The 18,975-nt window shown below is 33.6% G+C and carries 18 protein-coding genes and 1 other RNA gene; 18 read left to right on the forward strand and 1 reads right to left on the reverse strand.

Going from position 1 to position 18,975, the window contains the following annotated elements:
- Positions 1-275: 275 nt before the first annotated feature.
- The 17 genes from EKH84_RS09370 to EKH84_RS21980 all read left to right on the forward strand — a co-directional run bounded on the left by EKH84_RS09370 (position 276) and on the right by EKH84_RS21980 (position 15,696).
- Positions 276-593 carry a hypothetical protein gene (locus EKH84_RS09370; protein ID WP_013656383.1) on the forward strand — a complete coding sequence of 106 codons (318 nt, stop codon included), beginning with the start codon at positions 276-278 and terminating at the stop codon, positions 591-593.
- Between the two features lie 2 nt (positions 594-595).
- A complete protein-coding gene (locus tag EKH84_RS09375; RefSeq protein WP_127066068.1) occupies positions 596-1,633 on the forward strand; it encodes a V-type ATPase subunit in 1,038 nt (345 codons plus the stop codon).
- Positions 1,634-1,652: 19 nt separating this feature from the next.
- Entirely contained in the window at positions 1,653-3,626 is a 1,974-nt protein-coding gene (locus EKH84_RS09380) for a V-type ATP synthase subunit I (protein WP_013656385.1), read from the forward strand.
- Between the two features lie 28 nt (positions 3,627-3,654).
- Positions 3,655-4,095 (forward strand): ATP synthase subunit C, encoded by a 441-nt coding sequence (locus EKH84_RS09385; protein WP_013656386.1) that lies wholly within the window; start codon positions 3,655-3,657, stop codon positions 4,093-4,095.
- An 84-nt stretch (positions 4,096-4,179) separates the two neighbouring features.
- Positions 4,180-4,488, forward strand: a complete 309-nt coding sequence (locus tag EKH84_RS09390; RefSeq protein WP_013656387.1) for a V-type ATP synthase subunit F — start codon at positions 4,180-4,182, stop codon at positions 4,486-4,488.
- Between the two features lie 11 nt (positions 4,489-4,499).
- Positions 4,500-5,141, forward strand: coding sequence for a V-type ATP synthase subunit E (locus EKH84_RS09395; protein WP_013656388.1), 642 nt, complete (start codon positions 4,500-4,502; stop codon positions 5,139-5,141).
- Complete coding sequence (locus tag EKH84_RS09400; RefSeq protein WP_013656389.1) at positions 5,134-6,903, forward strand: V-type ATP synthase subunit A; 1,770 nt, start codon at positions 5,134-5,136, stop codon at positions 6,901-6,903. The genes EKH84_RS09395 and EKH84_RS09400 overlap by 8 nt, the downstream gene beginning before the upstream one ends.
- 16 nt (positions 6,904-6,919) lie before the next feature.
- Positions 6,920-8,305 carry a V-type ATP synthase subunit B gene (locus tag EKH84_RS09405; RefSeq protein ID WP_127066069.1) on the forward strand — a complete coding sequence of 462 codons (1,386 nt, stop codon included), beginning with the start codon at positions 6,920-6,922 and terminating at the stop codon, positions 8,303-8,305.
- Between the two features lie 3 nt (positions 8,306-8,308).
- Positions 8,309-8,926 (forward strand): V-type ATP synthase subunit D, encoded by a 618-nt coding sequence (locus EKH84_RS09410; protein WP_013656391.1) that lies wholly within the window; start codon positions 8,309-8,311, stop codon positions 8,924-8,926.
- 150 nt (positions 8,927-9,076) lie between these two features.
- A non-coding RNA gene (gene ssrS, locus EKH84_RS09415) (6S RNA) lies at positions 9,077-9,268 on the forward strand.
- Between the two features lie 105 nt (positions 9,269-9,373).
- Positions 9,374-9,862 carry an HD domain-containing protein gene (locus tag EKH84_RS09420; RefSeq protein WP_127066070.1) on the forward strand — a complete coding sequence of 163 codons (489 nt, stop codon included), beginning with the start codon at positions 9,374-9,376 and terminating at the stop codon, positions 9,860-9,862.
- A gap of 82 nt (positions 9,863-9,944) precedes the next feature.
- Positions 9,945-10,814 carry a putative manganese transporter gene (locus EKH84_RS09425; protein ID WP_127066071.1) on the forward strand — a complete coding sequence of 290 codons (870 nt, stop codon included), beginning with the start codon at positions 9,945-9,947 and terminating at the stop codon, positions 10,812-10,814.
- 25 nt (positions 10,815-10,839) lie between these two features.
- Complete coding sequence (locus tag EKH84_RS09430; RefSeq protein ID WP_127066072.1) at positions 10,840-11,262, forward strand: Fur family transcriptional regulator; 423 nt, start codon at positions 10,840-10,842, stop codon at positions 11,260-11,262.
- Positions 11,263-11,354: 92 nt separating this feature from the next.
- Positions 11,355-13,775, forward strand: a complete 2,421-nt coding sequence (locus tag EKH84_RS09435) for a SpoIID/LytB domain-containing protein (RefSeq protein ID WP_127066073.1) — start codon at positions 11,355-11,357, stop codon at positions 13,773-13,775.
- 100 nt (positions 13,776-13,875) lie between these two features.
- Positions 13,876-14,100 (forward strand): hypothetical protein, encoded by a 225-nt coding sequence (locus EKH84_RS09440; RefSeq protein ID WP_127066074.1) that lies wholly within the window; start codon positions 13,876-13,878, stop codon positions 14,098-14,100.
- A 13-nt stretch (positions 14,101-14,113) separates the two neighbouring features.
- Positions 14,114-15,445 (forward strand): M48 family metallopeptidase, encoded by a 1,332-nt coding sequence (locus tag EKH84_RS09445; RefSeq protein ID WP_127066075.1) that lies wholly within the window; start codon positions 14,114-14,116, stop codon positions 15,443-15,445.
- An 80-nt stretch (positions 15,446-15,525) separates the two neighbouring features.
- Positions 15,526-15,696, forward strand: a complete 171-nt coding sequence (locus EKH84_RS21980) for a hypothetical protein (protein WP_190283550.1) — start codon at positions 15,526-15,528, stop codon at positions 15,694-15,696.
- A gap of 87 nt (positions 15,697-15,783) precedes the next feature.
- Here EKH84_RS21980 and EKH84_RS09450 read toward each other — a convergent pair whose 3' ends face one another.
- Complete coding sequence (locus EKH84_RS09450) at positions 15,784-16,941, reverse strand: AI-2E family transporter (RefSeq protein WP_190283551.1); 1,158 nt, start codon at positions 16,939-16,941, stop codon at positions 15,784-15,786.
- A gap of 371 nt (positions 16,942-17,312) precedes the next feature.
- Here EKH84_RS09450 and EKH84_RS09455 point away from each other — a divergent pair, with 371 nt between their 5' ends.
- Positions 17,313-18,431, forward strand: a complete 1,119-nt coding sequence (locus EKH84_RS09455) for a glycoside hydrolase family 88/105 protein (RefSeq protein ID WP_127066077.1) — start codon at positions 17,313-17,315, stop codon at positions 18,429-18,431.
- The last annotated feature ends 544 nt before the right edge of the window (positions 18,432-18,975 follow it).

Genomic DNA, 18,975 nt, shown 5'->3' on the forward strand with positions numbered 1-18,975 from the left:
AAATGGTATTAGGAAAAATATACAGATGTAAAAGTAGAAATTAGGCAAAATACAACAAAAAAAATAAAAATGCATAAATAAAAGTGCTAAAATTAGTCGAATTAAACATAACAAGATGAATATAAAATTATGAGCATGTTAATGAAATGTATATAATTGAAAAATAATCTTCCTTTTTTAAAATAAAGTGATAGAATAATAAAAGTAATAAAATTAATAAAACAAACAACACTAGTAAGAACAGAATATAATGCTATTTTAAGTGAGGGATTGTTATGGAAGATATCATTAAACAAATTGTTCAAATTGACTCTGTAGCTCTGAATACCAAAAAAGGAAATGAAGAAGCCTTAAGGTTAAAAAAAGAACAATATGAAAAAGAAATCGCAAGTTATAGACAAGATACGTTACAGAGAGCTCAAGAAAGAGCAAATGAAATCTATGAGCAAATTGTAGCAACTGGCGTAAGTAGGCACAATCTCGAAGAAGAAAAGTGTAAGAAAACTGCTCTTGCTGTAGAAAATCGTTATTTACAAATAGAGGAACAATTATTACAAGAAGTCTTTGAAGAACTTCTCGGAGTGGAGGGATAATAATGAATCCTTTTGCAGCATATAGAGCAATTAATACTAAGATTCACGGGAAAAGAAGAGTACTTCTTAACCAAAGTGAATGGTCAAAGGCTGTTGAGTACAAGAGTATAACTCAAATGATTGACTTCCTAAAGAAAAGAGATGGTTATAAAGAGTTAATAGAAGCCCATAAGGGTGAAGAACTCCATCGTGCTGATTTAGAGATGTTATTAGACGGTTATGTTGTAAGCCAAATAGAAGAGATGCTTCACTATTTTTCAGGTAGCTATAAGGAATTTTTTAAAACTTTTCTAATGGAATATGAAATTAGTGACCTACAGTTACTTCTTAGAATTATTTCAAGAAATGAAGATTTAGAAGAAGTTCGCCATTTATTTGTTCACTCTGAAAGATGGGGAATATCTCAGTATAATAAATTACTAGCTTGTAAAACAGTATCTCAATTTGTTGAGGCTCTAAAAGGAACAATCTATTATCAAGCTGTTAAAAATATTACTCAAGACGACATGGATAAAAGAGAATTTCATATGGAAATGCAGCTGTATATTCTATTTTATAAAATGTTAATGGAAAGAGCTAGCAAACTAAGTAAAGCTGATGAAGCAATAGCGAAAAAAATAATAGGTACAAAAGCTGATTTTATTAATGCCCAATGGATTTATCGAGCAGTTAAATATTACGATATTTCATCAGAAGAAATTCTTATTTACAGCTTACCTTGTGGAAACAAGTTGACTTATAAAAAGCTTAAACAATTAAGTTATGCAAAAAGTGTAGATGAGTTAAAGAAAATGATACAAGAATACCTAGACTATCCTCTATTTGAAAAAAATGAGGATGCCTTTCTTCATTGTATGGCTGATCGTTATCTATTGAAATATGTAAACCAAATAGGAAGAGAAGGCGAGAGTATTCAAGCACCTATAGCCCATATTTATACTTTACAAATAGAAGTAAATGATTTAGTTGCACTAACAGAAGGTGTGAGATATGCTTTGTTAGAAAATGAGCTAAGGAAGTATTTAGTTCATACAATATAATGAGTGGAGGAAGTTGCACATGGCTATTGAGAAAATGAAACTCTTAAGTCTAGTAGGCGCCCTAGATGAAGAATATGCAATACTTCAGGAGTTAGTACTTTGTGAAAAGGTACATTTGAATTTAAGTCATAGCGAAGCTTACGATAATAATTATTTAATGCATGAATATGAGGCTATGATACCAGCTAGCAGTAGCGTAAAAGAAGAAAATTATGCAGAACTTGAGAGTAGTTATTATAACATTTTATCTAATTTAGAAACTATGGCTATAGATTTAGAATTACCAATGCATTTTATTAAAGAAGATATAAAGGCATATACTAGGCAACAAGCACTTGAGGATTATGAAAAAGTACAACAAAGTATTGGACCCAATATCGAGGCAATTAGTGAAAAAAGAGAACAAATGAAAACACTGGAAACACTTAATCAGAATTTAAGTTGTATTAACAGAGACATTGATTTTGCAGAGCTCAATCATTTGAATTACTTTAAATATCAAGTGGGGATGCTTTCTAGAGATAACAGATTACATATTAAGAAAAATCAAGAGAACATTAGTGCACTTATTTTTGAAATTGGAGAAATTGAGGCATCTAGAGAAGACATTTATATTATTTTTTATTTAAGGGAATTGGAAGAGGAAACAGAAAAACTACTAAAATCTTTAAACTGGAATAAGTTAGAACTTCGCCCTGGTGCAGAGGGAGAAGTAGTTGCTTGTAGAAAAGAAAATGAAAGTAAGATAGAAATTCTGAAAAAGCAAATTGAAAGACTAGAAAAAAATATCTTTGAAAATAGAGGGGAACTTATTCTCCTTTTAAATAAAATTTATACCAGAATAAAGCTAGAGCTTAAAATTATTGAACTAAAGAAACAAGTCTTTAGGGGAAATAATGTATTTGTGCTTTCTGCTTGGATTAGATCCAAAGATTACCGCAGACTGGACGAGCGCATCGGTGATGTCACTGATAAATATGTCATGATGGCTAAAAAACCAAGTGAGTTAGCTCAAGATGTAACACCACCAACTAAGCTTAAGAATAATTGGTTCTTTAGGCCGTTTGAACTTATTGTGCAGCTATATGGTTTACCAACATATCATGAAATAGATCCAACACCATTCCTAGCTATTACTTTTTGCCTGATGTTTGGTATTATGTTTGGTGATATTGGCCAAGGTTTTATTTACTTTCTAGCTGGCTTTTTGATTAGCAAGAAGATGGAAACAGCAGGGGGTATATTAAAGCGCTTAGGTGCAACTTCAATGATTTTTGGATTTGTTTATGGTAGCGTTTTTGGTTTAGAACATTTGCCAGTTATTTCTGATATTGCCCTTGTCCAAGGAGGCCCTTTGAATAAAGCTAATATTATGCCGATTTTAATTGTAGGTGTAGCTTTTGGTGTGGCAGTGCTTACTATATCTTTCTTGATGGGAATTATTAATGCTTTAAAAAGGAAAGATTTAGAACAAGCATTTTTTGGAAAAAATGGTATTGCAGGATATATATTCTTTATAGGACTGATTTCAGTGGCGTTATGCTTAGTAAAAGTAATTCCAGTCCCAGTATATGTACCTGTATTAGTAATGCTGCTCATGTTAGTGGTTATGGTTTTCAAAGAACCACTTGCACATTTAATGGAGGGCAAACGTCCTCTCATACATGGTGATAAGGGGTCTTACTTTATTGAAAGTGGGTTTGAAGGTATAGAAACCATACTTTCAACTTTAAGTAATGCCATTTCCTTTATTCGTGTGGGTGCTTTTGCACTTAACCATGCGGGTTTATTTATGGCTTTTTCTGTTATGGCAGAAATGGTACCAGGGATTCCACTTAAGATTATTATTTTAGTACTTGGTAATGTACTCATTTTAACGTTAGAGGGATTAGTCGTATTTATTCAAGGATTAAGACTTCAATATTATGAAATGTTTAGTAAGTACTTTGGTGGCGATGGTATAGCCTATGAACCAATTCAATTAGAAAAATAAATGTTTTTATATGAAAGGATGAATAATAATGATGCAATTAGTAATCGTTTTAGGGACAATGATAGCAGTAGGAACAATTCTTTATGGCGTAAAGGCAATGAAGAGTAATAAAACAGGAAATTTAAGAACACAATTACTAACATCTATAGGTTTATTTTCAGCTATGGTAGTAGCTTTTGTAGTAGTAGGTGCTGATCAAGTTGTATTAGCAGCCACAGCAGAAACAGCTAATACTGCTGCAGCTACTGGACTTAGTTTAGGTGATGGTTTTAAATATTTAGCAGCTGCTCTTAGTACAGGTCTTGCAACTATTGGTACAGGTGTTGCCGTTGGTTCAGTTGGTTCATCAGCAATTGGTGCGGTATCAGAAGATCCTACTATTTTAGGTAAAACTTTAATCTTCGTAGGTATGGCAGAAGGTATTGCTATCTACGGTATGATTATTTCTATCTTAATCTTATTTATCTAAAAGATACCAATTTGAGTGTAAGTGACTAGCTTTATAGCTAGCCACTCCGCCAACTGGCGATATCAAATAAGGAGGCGGAAGTAAATGAAATCCTTTTTAATTAGTGATAATCATGATACCTTAGTTGGAATGAGACTCGCTGGTATTGACGGCATCGTGCTTCATCAAAGAGAAGAAGTGCTAGAAAGCTTAAAAGCAGCAATGAGTAATCCTGACATAGGTATCATTATTCTTACAGAAAAAATAGTTGATTTAGCCCATGATGAAATTATGACTTATAAAATTAAGTATAAAAAACCATTAATTATAGAAATTCCAGATAGACATGGAACGACTAGAGGCTCTGACGTTATAACAAATTACGTAAGAGAGTCTGTAGGCATTCGCATATAGAGGTGAGAAGAATGGTTACGATTGAACAAAAACTAACACTGTTTTCAAAGTTGTTACATCAAGACATCAAAGAAGAAACTGATAGAAAATTTTATGAATTAGAAAAAGAATATGAGAAGATTAGTGCGGAAAGCAGACTGTGTACAGATAAGGAAGCTAACGAACTTATAGAACAAGCTAAGAGAAAAGCTGAGAGCAAGAAAATCGAGCTGATTAGTAAAGGTAAATTATGTAGTAAAAAAGAAACGATGTTAACGAAAGAAAAGGTTGTAGAACGTTTTATAGCAGCTTTAGAAGAGCGAATTAAAACATTCATTTTAACACCTGACTATAAATCTTATTTAACCAAAGTTATTTCAGGATTAGGTTCTTTAAAAGGTTATGCTAATCCATTGGTTATTTATGTAACAGAACATGACCTTGAAACAAATCAAGAATTTATTAAAGAAGCTTTAATGAAAATTGGTATTTCTTCTAACAAGCTATCTTTTAAACAAGTGGGAGAAGAAATATTAGGAGGACTTATTATCGAAGACCCAGCACTTAATATGCGTATCGATGAAAGTATACTTGCCATGCTTGAAGAGAATAAAGATAGCATTGTAGAGAAGATTACATTAGCAATTGGAGAGGTAGGTGGCAAAGATGAGTAGTGGTTTTGGTATTGTAGAACTCATTAACGGCCCAGTTGTTAAAGGTACAGGTATGGCTGACTTTAAAGTCAATGAAATGGTAACAGTAGGTGAAAGACAACTCATAGGTGAAGTTGTTTCATTACAAGAAGATATTGCAACTGTTCAAGTTTATGAAGAAACAGAAGGACTTAGTGCAGGGGAGCATATTACCTCTACAGGGGCACCACTTTCATTAAGCTTAGGACCTGGGATGCTTAGTAATATGTTTGATGGTATACAAAGACCATTAAAAAAAATACAAGAAATTTCTGCTGACTTTATACCAGAAGGTATTGGTTTACTTTCTTTAGATGAAGAAAAACTTTGGGAAGTTAAAGTAACAGCAGAAGTAGGTATGACTTTAAGTGCTGGTATGGTCTATGCAACTGTACAAGAAACTGAGAGTATATTACACAAAATTATGGTGCCACCTTCTATAAAGGGGACTGTTGTAACCGTTAATCCTAGTGGTGAATATAAGCTAAATGATACTATTATCGTTTTAGAACTAGCTAATGGTGAAACAATGAACTTAACATTAGTACAAAAGTGGCCAGTAAGAAGACCAAGGCCGATTAGTAAGAGAGTACCTATTTATAAACCACTAGTAACAGGGCAGCGTGTTATTGACACCTTTTTTCCTATTGCTAAAGGTGGAACTGTAGGTCTTCCTGGTGGATTTGGTACAGGAAAAACTGTAACGCAGCATCAATTAGCAAAATGGAGCGATGCAGATATTATCGTTTATATTGGTTGTGGGGAACGTGGTAATGAGATGACTAACGTTCTGGAAGAATTCCCAGCTCTTATTGACCCACGTACTAATCGTCCCTTAATGGAAAGAACCATATTAATTGCTAATACTTCTAACATGCCAGTTGCTGCACGTGAAGCAAGTATTTATACAGGAATTACCATGGCAGAATATTTTAGAGATATGGGATATGATGTAGCGATTATGGCCGACTCTACTTCTAGATGGGCAGAAGCGCTTCGTGAAATATCAGGGCGTTTGGAAGAAATGCCAGCAGAAGAAGGTTATCCTGCTTATCTTCCTTCAAGACTTGCCCAGTTCTATGAAAGAGCAGGTTGTGTAGAGACTTTAGGTGGAGATGAAGCTTCAGTTACTATTATCGGTGCTGTTTCACCAGCGGGTGGAGATTTCTCAGAACCGGTAACAGAAAATACAAAACGTTTCGTAAGTGCCTTTCTTGCACTAGATAAAAAATTAGCTTATGCAAGACACTATCCTTCTATTAACTATTTAACAAGTTATAGTAGTTATGTTTCTATATTAGAGAATTGGTATAGTGAAAATGTAGCACCAGATATGCTGAGCTTGCGTGCTAAAATGGTACGTTTATTACAAGAAGAAGAAAAATTGAATGAAATTGTACAATTAGTGGGTGAAGACGTACTTCCTAATGATCAATGTCTTGTACTTGAAATTGCAAGAACGATTAAGAAAGGCTTCTTACAGCAAAATGCCCTACATAAGGATGATACTTACGTAAGTTTAGAAAAACAATATAAGATGCTACATGTTATCGATGACTTATATGAGAATGCACTTAAATGCGTTAAAATGGGTATTCCTTTATCTACTATACGTAAGGAACAAGTTTTTGAAGATGTTGTTAAGATGAAATATGATATTCCAAATGATCATATTGAGTTATTAGATGAACTTCGAGGCCGTATTGTTAGTGACTATGATGCATTAATGAAGAAGTACCAATAAAGGAAAGGGGAAAAATATGAGAAAAGAATACTTAAAATTAAACAAAGTAGAAGGGCCCCTCATTGTCCTTTCCAATATAGACGATGTTGCTTATGATGAAATGGTTCATATTAAATTAGACAATGGGGAAATGAGAAAAGGTAAAGTTATTAAAGTAGAAGGTAAAACCGTTGTGGTTCAAGTTTTTGAAGGTACAGCCGGTATTTCTACAGGTAATGCTTCTGTTAAGTTTACAGGAGAGCCTTTAAAACTTCCTTTATCAAAAGAAATATTGGGACGTTCTTTTAATGGGATAGGTGAGCCTATAGATGGTGCTTATCAAATTATCTCTAAGGACAAATATAATGTTAACGGACGTCCTATTAATCCAGTAGCACGTCGCTATCCAAGAAACTTTATTCAAACAGGTGTTTCTGCTATTGATGCATTAATGACACTTATTCGTGGTCAAAAACTACCTATTTTCTCTGGTAATGGTATTGCTCATAATGAATTAGCTGTTCAAATTGTTCAGCAAGCTAAGATTGAAGGAGCTAATGCAGATAACTTTGCTGTTGTCTTTGGTGCAATGGGTGTACGTCATGATGATGCATCTTATTTTACACGTAGTTTTGAAGCTGCAGGTGTACTGGATCACGTTGTTATGTATCTTAATCTTGCAGATGATCCTATTACAGAAAGAATTTCTACACCACGTTGCGCATTAACTGCAGCAGAATACCTTGCATTTGAACAAGACATGCATGTATTAGTCGTATTAACAGATATGACTAGCTATAGTGAAGCACTTCGTGAAATGTCTTCAACTCGTGGTGAGGTACCATCTCGTAAAGGTTATCCAGGTTATCTTTATAGTGACTTATCTACGATCTATGAAAGAGCAGGAATGCTAGAAGGAAAACAAGGGTCTATTACACTGATTCCTATTTTAACCATGCCAAATGATGATATTACTCATCCTATTCCGGACTTAACAGGCTTCATTACTGAAGGTCAAATTGTATTAAACCGTGTACTTAATCAAAAAGGGATTTATCCACCGATTGATATTTTACCATCACTTTCTCGTTTAATGAAGGATGGTATCGGAGAAGATTATACAAGAGAAGATCATGCTGCTTTATCTAACCAAATTTTCTCATCTTATTCCAAAGTGCAAGATGTACGTTCTTTAGCACAAATTATAGGAGAAGATGATCTAGGTGATATAGATAAGCTTTATCTTACATTTGGTAGAGTTTTTGAAGAAAAATTTGTTGCCCAAGGTGCTCATGAAAATCGTACGATTATGGAAACTTTAGATTTAGGTTGGGAGATTCTATCTATATTACCAAAATCCGAGCTTGACCGTATTGAACCAGAACTTTTAGAGAAGTACTATAAAGGTGAAAAGGAGAGGTAAGCTATGGCTGTTCTCGTTGCACCTACTAAATCCAACCTTATTAAAGCTAAAGCAGCACTTGATTTATCTAATAAAGGCTTTGAGTTATTAGATAAAAAGAGAAATGTCTTAATCAAAGAAATGATGAGCCTAGTAGATCGGGCAAAAGCTATTCAAGGAAATATTTATGTTACCTTGCAAGAGGCCTATGATCAACTTCAGAATGTCAATATTACAACAGGTATTAAGAATGTAGAAAATATTACGCGTAGTATTCCTAAGGATGAAGAATTTGATATTCTTTTAAAGAGTGTTATGGGTGTCGATATTCCTACTATTAAGTATTCAAAGATGCCTGTAAAACCTAGTTATGGTTTTCATAACACGAATCCAGCACTAGATGCAGCAGCAGAACGTTTTAGAACTGTACGTTATATGATGTATGAATTAGCAGAAATTGATAACTCAGTTTTTAAGTTAGCTAAAGAGATTCAAAAGACTCAAAAAAGAACCAATGCACTGCAGCATATTCAAATTCCACGTTATAAAGAACAAGTAAAATATATACAAGAAGCACTAGAAGAAAAAGAAAGAGAAGATTTCTTTAGACTTAAACGCGTAAAGAAACGTTCAGCACAATAAATAAGAAGACATAAAAATCTAATTTGGTTTTTATGTCTTTTTTGATTGCCATTTTAATTGAATAAGGTAAGGAAGTTATTGGAATCTATTAGGAGAAAAATAAACTTGCAAAAAAGGTAGAAAATGATATAATGAAGGTAACAAAAGACAAATTACCTGGGGTGTACGACAACCTGTTATTTTGAACCTACAAATTATGCACGGGAACTTGATTTACTTACTAGCTATGTCAGGCCACAAGATAATTCCCTTTGGGCAGTGGAAGGCAGAATAAGTAAGAAAGGTACCCACCTAGAGTAGTCTAGGGCGTCAAAATCGCAGGACCGGCATTTTGGGCATTGTATGAGCATCAACCTATAAGAGGTTGATGCTTTTTTGCTAATAAAAATAATGACTGAGTACATAAAAATAAGAAAAACATAATACACTGAAAGAAAGGAGCAAGATATGGTTTATCGGATTAAGCAGTTTGTTTGGGCTATGGTGGCTAAGATGAGTATAGAGGAAAAAGAATTTGTAAATCATTACTTATCTGAGAAAGAAAAAGAACTCTTTTACAAGCTTAGGGTTTATGAACAAAAACATAGCTTACGTGTGGCTAATGCGTTAAAAAAAAGAGCAGGAAAAGACCAAGAAGTAGAATATATACGTTTAGGGCTACTACATGATATTGGAAAAAGTGAATATCCACTCAATCCCATAGAAAAAAGTATCATAGTCGTATTAGATCACTTAACAAAGGGAAAAATACAAAAAATGAGCCATTTGAAAATGGTGAAATGTTATTATTATCATGGGAATATAAGTTATAATCTTTTAAGTGAAGCAGGTGACTATAATCTTTTGTTCTTAGAAGCAATTAAAGATCATCATAGCGCTAAAGAGACATCTAATTCATTACTAAAGGCTTTAAAAGAATGTGATGATTTAAGTTAATTCTTGTAAAACTATTGCAAATGATTCGCAACAAAGCTATAATGAAAATGTAAATGCAAGTTATTTGCATATAGGAGGACTTATGGAATTAATAATAGATGCTTTATTAGATAGTATAAAGCTATTACCGTTTTTATTTTTAGTTTATTTACTTATAGGTTATTTAGATAGCAGTACAGATAATCGTTTATATAGGCGGTTAGTAAGAGCTAAATGGTTAGGCCCTATTATCGGAAGTACGTTAGGATGCTTACCACAATGTGGATTTTCTGTGGTAGGAGCTAATTTATATAGTAGAGGTATGATTAGTATAGGTACCCTATTAGCTATTTTTATTTCTACTTCAGATGAAGCCATTCCCATTTTATTTGCTCATCCTGGCATGCTTAAAAGCGTGGGAATTGTACTTGGTTTAAAATTTATTATTGCAATCTTTATGGGGTTAGTGATTGAAGCCATAATGAGAATGCTAGGAAGGCCTACTTTAACACCCAAACAAATGGTATCTGAAAATGTGGAAGTACAAGGTGGATGTAAATGTCAAGATGGATGTCATAGTCATAATGGTGGGATTTGGAGAAGTGCACTTTTACATACTGTAAAAGTATTTATGTATATTTTAGTGATAAATCTTATACTTAATGCTATAATTGTAGGGATTGGTGAAGATTCATTAAGTCAAATCTTACTATCCAATAGTATGTGGCAACCAGTGCTTGCAGCATTAGTAGGGCTTATTCCTAATTGTGCAGCTTCTATCGTTTTAACAGAGATGTATATTGCAGGTACATTAAGTTTAGGCTCGCTTATTGCAGGATTAATACCAGGTGCAGGTATGGGACTCGTTATTCTTTTTAAAGCTAATAAGTCTTTTATAGAGAATATAAAAATTTTAGGAATACTATATGTGACGGGTGTTATATTTGGTATGTTACTACAAATGATTTCATAAAGTACTTTGCAAGTGAGGGATAAATATGGAGCAAGAGCTATTAGCAAGTTTAGGGATAAAAGTAACTAAGCAAAGAAAAGTGATAGTAGCTATTCTTGAAAAAAGTAAAGAGCCTATTACAGCAGAGGAAATTTATAGCTGTATTGATGTACAAGAAGGCATTAATTTTTCGACTGTATATAGGACCCTCAATACCTTGGCTGAAAAAGGTGCGGTTACTAAGACAGGTGAACCAGGAGGAAAAATTTATTTTCAGCTCAAAGAGCATCATCATGCACATGAGTTAGAATGTTTAGCTTGTCATAAGCATATCATGATAGATGAGTGTCCAGTGGAAAGTTTCAGCCGGACTTTAAATAAGGAAACGGGTTTTGTCGTAACAGAACATCATTTACAATTAAAAGGTTTGTGTGCTGAGTGTGCAAGCCATTCCGATAAAAGTGTCTAAGCTTATAAGCTTAGGCACTTTTATTATTTTGTTCTTACATAAGACAAGCTAGCATAGACTGTAGTATAAGGAGTTACTAAGGAGGCAAATAAATGAGCAGAAATATGCATCGGGTTAAGCGCTATAAGAGGCGAGTAAAACGAAGAGGGAAAAGAAATGATGCAACCTTATGGGCGGTTCTCTTTATAGTAGCGCTATGGTACTGTTTGATAGGACGAGAGCTTTTACCAGGATTTTTTTTAGGGAGGGAAGTAGTAGCTGTAAGTGAAGAAAGCAGTTTGTATGAAGTACCTTGTACACAAGCTAATATGGCAAAACTTTTGGCATGTACATTAGATGAGAAAGAAACAACAGGTAAGCAGGAAGACAAATCTGAGACGACTTGGTATAGTTCATATTATGCAAGTTTGCAGCAACAAGGTTTTAAGGCGTTAAATGAGAAGGAGGCTCTCCAATTAATGGATGAACAAACTCTAAGTAAAGTTTTATCAGAAGTAGTTGGAGAAGGCTATGAGGTTACGGCAACTAAGAGTGAAGCTAATAAAGATAAACATTTAAGTATCCATGAGGTCATTAATACCTATTATTCAGCAATGAATCAAGTAAAGAAGGATTCTCATATGAAGTACATAACCTTAGTCATCTTAGCAACGCCTTCAGATGAACAGCTGGGAGCATGGCAAGTCGTTACTGACCAAGGTACCTTCGGATTTAAAGGATTGATTTTAGAGCCACTTAAAAATCAGACGATACAGGTAGCAGTAAAGGGTCAAGAAATATTAGGCGTCATGAAAGTGATAAGCAAAGAAAGTACTATAGAGAATTGCGAAATTAAATTAGTAACTGACCAGATAGTTACAGCAGTAGTCAAAGGGAAGAGTATAAGCTTTCAAAATAAAGGAGTAGATCTCCAGCAAGAGGGGAGTATTGGCAAGCTCACTATAAGTAGCGAAGGAGCAATTGCATATGAACCAGAAATATATGGAGAAAAAGATATCGTAACAAAAGTAACTAGCAATACTATAACTTTAGAAAAAGCAGGCGTATTAAATTATAAAGACGTAACAATTTCTGACAAAACGGATTTAGGAAATTATACGTCTATTAACCAGTTACCCTATGGCGTACAAATTGCTTATCAAAAAGAAGGTGATGAGCTTGTTGCACTTCAGGTAATAGGTAGAAGTAATAGAGAAGGCTTGAGAGTGGTACTTGCTAATAAAGAAGGAAGCTATGTTCATAAACAAGTAAAATTAGTAAGTACAGCAGAATATGATCTTATATATAATGGGGAAACATCTAAACTAGCACCAGAAGAAGTATGGGATAGCCAGACATTTAATTGGAATAAGGAGGCTGCAGTGGTACGTTTGGTGCCAAAAGGAGACACTGCTATGAAGCTTTTGACTGTAAATAAAAGTCAAGGTTTTCCTAAATATAAAGGATGTATGGAAATAACAAAAGTACAAGATGGCTATCATATTGTAAATGAAGTGGATATGGAAAACTATGTGGCGGGTGTTATTCCTAGTGAAATGCCAACAAGTTATGGGATTGAAGCATTAAAAGTGCAAGCCATTGCAGCTAGAACCTATGGGGTAGCTAGTAAGGAAAGCAGTAAGTTTGTTCAGTACGGTGCACAGATCGATGATACAACAGCTTCTCAAGTTTATAACAACTTAGCACCTAATCCATTAGCTTATGAAGCAACAGCCGCTACTGAAGGAAAAGTATTAACTTACAAGGGAAAACTATTAAGTAGTAAGTTCTTTGCTACTTCTTGTGGTTACACGGCTAATTATGGAGAGGTATGGGCAACAGGAGAAACCTTTCCTAGTGATACACCACCCTATATGATGGCTGAAAAGCAGTATACAGGTGACAAGATGGTAGAGAATATGAAAGAGGAGAAGATGGCTGATCAGTTTTTTAAGCTAACAGCAGCGGATATAGATGCTTTTGATGAAAATTCACCTTGGTTTAGATGGCAGGTACAGTTATCACAGGAGGAAGTGAGTACTTTAGTTAATAATGCCATAAGTAAGCTTGCTAATGATTATCCAGCATTAATCAAAGTGAAAGTAGGTAATGAGTGGAAGAGTCAAGGGGTAGAAGGTATTGGGAAAATCCAAAATCTGCAAGTCGCAGAAAGAGGAGAAGGTGGTAATGTAATGACTCTTATTTTAAAAGGGTCTAAAGCAACTATTAAAGTATCAACAGAGTATGTGATTAGGCGATTACTTGGTGGTGCAGGTAATCCAGGAGTTGTAGTAACGAGAAGTGATGGTAGTATCACGAATCCTATGTCACTTTTACCAAGTGCTTTTTTTGTACCTGATATTACCTATAATAATCAAGAGCAATTAAAACAGATTGTTTTGTATGGTGGTGGTTTTGGTCATGGCGTAGGTATGAGCCAAGATGGTGTAAGAGGAATGGCTGAAATGGGGTATACTTATGATGTGATATTAAAACATTTTTATAAGAATGTAGAAATAGTAACTTATCAATAGGTGGAAGGCTATCTTGATAAAATAAGTATATATGTAGTTTAATAAGATGGTATAATAGTCTTAATATAAAATATATTTTATCAAAAAGGTTGGGATATAAATGAACATTTTTACACAGCTAATAGAAATTGATAATAAGATAGCCTTAGCCAAGGAAAAGAAAAAGCAACAACAGCTTTTTCAAGTAGGTATCACAGAACAAATGAATGTTAACCTTTTTAATAATGAAGAAAGTTTTCGAGTGAGCTCATTAATAGAAGCACCTATACCAAAAAAAGAAAAAGTTACTCCTCTTATTTCCGGATTTGGACCATGGGTATGGTAGAAGGGGAGAAAAGATGAATCAGTATAGCTTATTATGTATTATTTATCAAATAGTAAATGAGGAAGATAGAAAACAAGTTTTAGAACTTGTAAGTAAACAGGAGTCTTTTAAAAATTTATCTTTTGGAACAGTCACAGAGGGAAAATACCAGTTAGAATTGCTCTGTCATCAACTTTCAAAGGCTCAAAAATTGATGATATATAATTATGGATATTTATATCAGTGCTTAAAGGGCAGTATGGGTATAGTGAAGTTCGCTGAAAAATGGGGGAGGCTGTTACAACTTGAAAAAGCTGATATGAAAACCATAGAAAAAGAATGGAGCGAAGAAAGGGTAAATTACATTAAAAATAGATGTAAAGAAAAGCAATATACGTCTGTGCAATGTATTGTGGAGCCAGAAGAATACATAGAAGAGTTTATTACTAAGCTTATAGAGCAGCTATTAGTTGAAGTTTATAGTACGGATATAGATGAAAGGGAGGCAGGGAGAATTACACAAAGAATCATTTTGACAAATCTTGACGCTATGGAATATGAACATCCAGAAGATCATCGTTTATTAGAAGTATTACGTGGTAATAAGATGCTAGAGGCACCCCTTAAATTGTTTGTAGAGTATGATATAGAACGATTTATTAAGGTTCAGTATACAGGCAGTAATATTAAAGTAACACCAACTAATATGCCTTATATTTATGAAGCTGTTAAAACAGCTTGTCGCATATTAAATCTTAATAAGATGCCAGATGTTTATGTGCAACAAGGGTTTCAAATCAATGGTTGTACAACTGGTATTGAAAATCCTATCATTATATTAAATGCTGGATGTTTAAGTCTACTAGATTATGATGAATTACTGTTTATCATAGGGCATGAGATAGGGCATATTAAGAGTCAGCATTTAATGTATCATATGATGGGACAAGCATTGCCATATTTAGCTGAAATAGCAGCTCAAATGACATTAGGGTTTGGCAGTATCATTGGAGCAGGAATTCAAATTTCTTTATATAATTGGTATAGAAAGTCAGAACTTACGGCAGATAGAGCAGGCCTACTGGTTTGTCAAAGCCACAAAGCAGCTATTAAGGCGTTAATGAAATGTGCAGGTTACCCACCACAATTTTATGGGCATATGAATGAAATGGATTTCTTAAAGCAAATGGAGCAATTTGAGAACTTAGATTCAGAGGCTTATAATAAAGTGGTTAAGGTATTAAGCTCTTTGTATCAGACACATCCTTGGACAGTACTAAGAGCTAAAGAACTACATGAATGGTATAAGCAAGGTGAATATGACCAGATTATAAGTAGAAAGATCTGTTTAACAAAAGTAAGATAGGAATAGTTGAAATCAGAACGATTTATTTATAAAATAAAGTAAAAAGACTAATCTTGTAAAGACAGAAGGCGAGTGAGAATATGTTTTGTAAGCGTTGTAAAGAAAAAGGGAAAGTAAGAAAGCAAGTCCTTATTCGTTGTAAGCAGTGTGGGGAAGAGACATATGTACCACTTTATAACAATGATAAGTGTCAAAAATGTAATGAAGCAGCAAATACCTGTGAAGAATGTGGTAGGGAAATAGATTCATAAGTAAAAAATAGAATAATACATAAAGCTAAAAGGTAGGTTGCCCAATAGGGAACCTACCTTTTTAGTTGTATAAAAAAGATGAGCGTTTTAATGTGATCTTCTTGAATGTGGAGAAGTGGATTGTGGGTTAGGTGCAGAATCACTAGAGGAAGCATTTTTAGTTGTTAGACGATGACTTAAAAATTCTTCATAAAGTTTAAAGGCCACGGCACAAAGTGGAACAGCTAATAAGCAGCCTACAACACCAAAGAAACCGCCGCCAACAATAACAGCTAACAAAATCCATAAACCATCCAAGCCAGTAGAGTCTCCTACTATTTTTGGACAGATAAAATTACCATCAATTTGTTGAAGAATCGTAATAAAGATGACATACCAAATAGCTTTAGTAGGTTCTACCATTAAAATAATAAGTACACAAGGCACAGCTCCAATAAATGGCCCGATAACAGGAATAACATTAGTTACTCCAGCTAGGAAGCCAAGAAGGATAGGATAAGGAAAACCAAACAAGCTAGAGCAAACAAAGGTAATAATACCAATAATAAGTGCATCTGTTAGTTGACCAATAATAAAGCCTCTAAAAGTTTGATCAGTTACTTCTAAGACATGTTTTAACTTAGTCTTTGTCTTAGTGGTAGCAAAAGCATCTAAGGTGCGTGTGACAAGAGACATCAAAGTTTCTTTACTTGCCAAGAAGTAAACAGAGATAAATAAAGTACCCAGCAGGTTAACTAAACCAGAAGCAGTACTAGTAACAACACCAATTAAAGAAGGTAATAAACCTTTAAGGACTTCTACGAGAGACATAATTGCTTTTTGAATTTCATTCCATATAGAAGGCTCTAATTTAAGTTTAGTAACAATATCAGTTAAGTAGTTCTGTAAAGTCTGATAGTATTCAGTAGAGTTAGCCATGAATATATTAATACTTTCACCTAATTGAGGAATAAGCATAGAGAAAATAAAGCCAATGATGAAAAAGAAAATTAAGTAGGAAGCAATGAGTGACAAAGACTTCTTTAGTTTATAACGAGGATCTCTCTTATTGCTTTTAAACAGTTTAGTTAAGAAATAAGTATAAGGAATATTAAGGATATAAGCTAAAGCAAAGCCCCAAATAAAAGGTTTTGTAAGATTTAAGAGTTTGAGCATGACTCCTGAAAAAACTTCAAATCGTAATAAGAAAAAATATAAGATTAAACCATAAGTTACTAAAAAAACAGGTTTTTTAAAACGATTCATAAATACCTCCTCCATTTTGTAATCTATCTTATTCTAAGGTATTTTTGAGGTGCAAACAAGTATTTATTATTGTTTAAGCACCTCATTTTTTGCCTTGTTCTCAGATAGGTTAGATAAATTACCTTGGAGTACCAAACTTTTACTTTGTTTTGGGTTTTCCAAAGAATAATCAATTTAGCACTATTTATAAAAAAAATACTGATTTTTGTTGGTTAGTAATAAAAATTTTTATTTCCATGACAAATACATTTATTTCATGTAAAATAAAGATAATAGTGTAAACAAAATAAAGTGATAATAGATGTTTATACTAATATAAATTAATAAATATGAATAAAATTTTGAATTGAAATAGAAACGAGGAAACGACTATGGATATGCTTAGAAAGTACATCGAAGAGCTCATTGATAAGAGTACACCAGCTAGACCTATATGGAATATTGAAAAAATATTACAAGGTAAAGAGCCAACATGGAATTACATAGATGGATGCATGATTAAAGCACTTTTAGAAATGTATGCCATTACTAAAGGGGAAAAATATTTAGCTTTTGCAGATGATTTTATTAGTTATCATGTAAGAGAAGACGGTCAGATTAATCACTATGATATTCATGAGTTAAACATCGATAATGTTAATGCAGGAAAGGTGCTTTTCGAACTTTATGAGTTAACAGGTAAAGAAAAGTACAGAAAAGCTATAGATACAGTTTATGAGCAAGTTAAAATACAGCCTCGTACAAAGGAAGGTAACTTTTGGCACAAGAAAATCTATCCAAATCAAGTTTGGTTAGATGGACTTTATATGGGGCAACCTTTTTATATGGAATATGAAACAAAGTTTAATAATAAGAAAAACTATAAAGATATTTTCAATCAGTTTGCTAATGTTGAAAAAATAATGAAAGATTCTAAAACAGGCTTATATTATCATGGTTATGATTCTTCAAGAGAAGCTTCATGGTGTGATAAAGTAACCGGTCTTTCTAAAAATTTTTGGTTGCGTGCATTAGGTTGGTATGTTATGGCACTCTTAGATACTTTAGAAAAGATGGATTCAACCTATACAGAAGGTTATACACAATTAAGCAATAACTTTAAAGATATTATGGAAGCTATAATTAAATTCCAAGATGAGAGTGGTATGTGGTATCAAGTAGTAGACCAAGGTAATAGAGAAGGAAACTATCTTGAAACGAGTGGTAGTGCTATCATGGCATATGGTATTCTTAAAGGAGTAAGAATGGGCTTCTTACCAGAGAGCTATAGAGCATATGGTGAAAAGGCATTTAAAGGTATTTGTGATAAATATTTATATGAGAAAGATGGAGAGCTTTGCTTAGGAGGCATTTGTCTTGTGGCAGGATTAGGTCGTCCAGACAGTAGAGATGGTACTTTTGAATACTATATTTCAGAACCAGTTGTTGAAAATGAAGCTAAAGGTGTTGCACCACTTTTATTAGCTTATACTGAAATTTTAAGATTATAATGATAAAAAGCTGATTTCTAGTATCTAGAAGTCAGCTTTTTAACAAGGAGACAACAAGATTTGAGATTAAGAAAAAAGTGAATGATTAAGGGTATAAAATAAGTAAACTGGCGCATAATAAGCTTGTACAGAAGATATCTCAAAGGTAATCTTACTGTATATAAGTTAGGAGATGGTACCCTTGGAGAGTGGAATGCAGTAGCAAACTAGTTAAAGAGAGTTATCACAACCTAATATTGCCTAGCTAAAACATAGTTTATTAATGCTAATTCAGGAAGCTTAAGCTAGTAGAGTCTAGCCATACTAAGAAATATCTTAGGCCGTGATCGTTTGAGTAACTACTTATTGATCATCACCATAACTTAGTCTGGGGGCTACCCAAAGTAAGCAAACTTACAAAGTTACAAGGAATGAGAATAAAGGTGAAAGATTTAAGCGAATAATTAGCTGTGAACTTTATTTTAATGAAGGCAATCAACGAGAGCTGTAAAAGGCTCTCGTTTTGTTTTGATTTAATCTGAAGTTTTTGTAGAATTATAAAGAA

Source organism: Cellulosilyticum sp. WCF-2, assembly GCF_003990395.1.
GTDB classification, from domain to species: Bacteria; Bacillota; Clostridia; order Lachnospirales; family Cellulosilyticaceae; genus Cellulosilyticum; species Cellulosilyticum lentocellum.